The organism is Streptomyces sp. L500, from assembly GCF_054551825.1.
The window spans coordinates 1-2,982 of record NZ_JBTOLC010000109.1; the positions used below are offsets into that span (position 1 = coordinate 1).

Annotated in this window: 3 protein-coding genes; 1 reads left to right on the forward strand and 2 read right to left on the reverse strand. The window is 68.5% G+C overall.

Translation table 11 applies throughout. The annotated features are described in order from the left end of the window. Together ACX9I7_RS32495 and ACX9I7_RS32500 are read right to left on the reverse strand one after the other, a co-directional pair. On the reverse strand, positions 1-348 hold a 348-nt coding region (locus ACX9I7_RS32495; RefSeq protein ID WP_459389383.1), incomplete at its 3' end, for an NHL domain-containing protein. Between the two features lie 295 nt (positions 349-643). After that, positions 644-1,672, reverse strand: a complete 1,029-nt coding sequence (locus ACX9I7_RS32500) for a PLL family lectin (RefSeq protein WP_459389384.1) — start codon at positions 1,670-1,672, stop codon at positions 644-646. A gap of 516 nt (positions 1,673-2,188) precedes the next feature. Here ACX9I7_RS32500 and ACX9I7_RS32505 point away from each other — a divergent pair. Further along, the gene (locus ACX9I7_RS32505) at positions 2,189-2,548 is read left to right on the forward strand and encodes a hypothetical protein (protein ID WP_387573999.1); all 360 of its coding nucleotides are present in this window, start codon (positions 2,189-2,191) and stop codon (positions 2,546-2,548) included. The last annotated feature ends 434 nt before the right edge of the window (positions 2,549-2,982 follow it).

Genomic DNA, 2,982 nt, shown 5'->3' on the forward strand with positions numbered 1-2,982 from the left:
TTGGTCGGCGATGTAGACGGTACCCGCACTGTCCACCGCCACCTCACGCGGGTAGTTCAACTGGGCCGAGACGGCAGGGCCATTGTCCCCGCTGAAGCCCGCGACCCCGGTCCCCGCGACCGTGCTGACCTTTCCGTCGGTCGTGATCTTCCGGACCCGGTGGTTGCTGAAGTCGGAGAAGTAGAGGGTGCCGGTGCTGTCCACCGCGATCCCGTACGGACGGTTCAACTGAGCTGAAACACCGGGACCGTTGTCCCCGCCGAACCCCGCGACCCCGGTCCCCGCGACCGTGCTGATCGGAGGAACGAAGCGCTCGTCACCTGTGGCTGCCGACTCGGCAGTACTCATCGTCATCCCCTTCGCCGTCCACTACAGGCAGTTGTTGGCGCATTCCAGAAAGTCACAAGAGCGTCGGGGCAGCAAGGTCACTTTCGAGCAATCCTCGTGTGGCGCGTTGGCGAGTCAACGCACCGGACAGGCAGCCGACCTCTGCCAACGCCTCGACGTGAATCCACTCACCGGCCGCCCTCACACGGTCGGTGCACGGCAGGGCCTGCCGTGCACCGACATCCCCCACGACGGCGGCGGCCATGCCACCCACCACGGTGGGCTCGCCGCTTCCTCGGCGTGGGACAGCCCGGGATCAGGGGGAGACCGCGTATCCCCCCGTCTGCCAGCTGAACCTCTGGGCGATGTGCCAGACGGCGTGGTCCGTACCGTGGAAGAACACTTCCAGGCGTCCATCGGCGTTGGCGGCGACGACAGGTTCGCCGCCGATGTCCCGCGCGATCCGCTCGTGGGCGCTCCAGTCGTCGCCGTTGACGATGGTCTGCTCGTTGACCCACAGGTGGCCGCCGCCCCAGTGGAAGGCGGCCAGCCGGGCGTCGGCGGCCCGGGCGACGGCCGGGTTGCCGGTGAGGGTGCCGCCCAGGTCGGTCAGCTTCGCCCACCCGTTGTAGTCGTCGGTCTGCGGCAGGTGCCACAGGGCGTTGTCGGTACCTCGGAAGAACACCTCCAGACGTCCGTCGGCGTTGGTGGCGACGACCGGGTCGCCGCCGATGTTCTGCGCGATGCTCACCGGGCTGTCCCAGCCGCCGCCGTTGGCATCCCGCTGCCGGGTGACCCACAGATGGCCGTCGGTGCCCCGGAAGAAGATCTGGAACCTGCCGCGGGCGTCTGTCGCCACGGCCGGGTCACCGGAGAGGGAGCCGCCCAGGCTGCCCGGGTCGGTCCAGCCGCCGTAGCCGGACTTGGTGGTCTCCCACACATGCCACAGGGTGCCGTCGGTGCCCCGGAAGAACGCCTCCGGGCGCCCGTCGGCGTTCAGCCCGGGGACCGGGTCGCCCCCGATATGGGCGACCAGCGTCCTCCCGGCGCCGTAGGTGCCGTTGATGACCGTCTGCCAGGGGTGTTCGAGGTTGCCTTCGCCGTTCCGGAAGAACACTCCGATGCGCCGCGCGGCCGTCCGCAGGACGGAGGGATCGCCGGACAGGATGTGACCGCCCAGGTTCTCCCAGTCGGACCAGCCGCCCAAAGGCAACTGATGGCTGGTCGACAGCGCGTTGTCGGCACGGCCCCTGACGAACACTTCCAGCCGGCCGTCCGACGAGGGTGCCACCGCCGGGTTGCCGGTCAGCTGCCCGCCGAGCGAGGCCACCGGGCCCCAGGACATGCCCGGAGTCGAAGGAATCGTTATGATCTTCCCCTCCCGCTTGCCCCCTGACGCTCCCACCAGAGGGATATCGCCATATGAACTGCCCTCACCCACCGGCCCCATAGGCATATGGCAATGGGTTTCTCTCATCGAATCCGCCCCGGAACGTGAAGGCAATGACAGACAAGTGTTCGCGATAGGTATTGCGTCATGACAGCCGCGATCAGCGGTCGACGGCGCGCGCCGGACGCGGCATCCCGTACCGGGCATGCGCCGAGGGCCTTGCGCCCCGGCGGGCCGGGGCGTTGGACAGCGCAACCGTCCCGCCATCCACCTTGGTTGCAAGGCAAGTTGCGCACGCATGACCTGATTCGGTCCGCCGCCTCTGATGACGGCCAGGGCCTCGTTCCATACTGAGGGCCGCCGAAAGCGGATCCGGCCGCCGGCGGGGGCAGCGATCGCCAGATGGGGGCGGGGATGAACTCGGCGGATGCGCCACCTCAGGAGGATCAACCAGACGGACTCCACCCGGAGTTGGACGGGGCGTTACTGACACAGTTCGTCGCCGCGCTCGAGACGGGCGATACAAAGGGCCTGACGCCCCTGCACGCCAAGGAGGCCTCGGCTGCCCGTCCGCTGTTCCGCCTGGTGAGGGTGCCCGGTACCGACGGCGTCCGGCTGGACGGCGCGTTGTGGAAGCACACCGGTGGCGAGCCCCGGCCGCTGATCGTGATGCCCTCGCCGTGGACGAACGCCCGCCTCAGCGCGTGCACCGAACGGGTCTTCGCCGACATGCTGGCCGGCGAGAACACCGCGGCCGAACCACAGACCACGCCTGCGGCGCCCGACGTCCGCCTCCCCCATCCCCCGATCAGCTGCGAGCCGGTGCACTGAAACCCCCTGCCGGCACCTGCCCGACGGGGACCTCAGTGACCATCACGTGTCACGTCGCTGTCACCAACACCGCCGACGCACCTGGACCATGAAGACCCCAGCTGCGTGAACGGCAGCGATCCGGACCACGTGGACGCCACAGGACGGTTCCGCCTACCTGTGCCATGTGGTACCCAAGACGCTCCCCGGCCATCCAGTGCCGGGCACCGCCAATGCCTGCTCGCCCGCGCGACCTGCGCAGTCAGAGCCGGGACTCGCTCACAGGCGGGGACAGAAGGGCAACGGGCACCTCGACAACTGCAGGGGCCTTCGAAACAGCTCTGAGCATTGCAGTCTGATCATGTTGCAACACCGGGAGACTTCAAGATCTCCGGCAGAGCCAGGTGCTCAAATGTCAGGCCTGGCTGCCGCTGCCCAGAGATGAGGCTCTTGCC

What these genes read in the sequence shown, in the direction of transcription:
- ACX9I7_RS32500 (WP_459389384.1), bottom strand. Translation starts at nt 1,672, where the DNA reads ATGTCCTGGGGCCCGGTGGCCTCGCTCGGCGGGCAGCTGACCGGCAAC.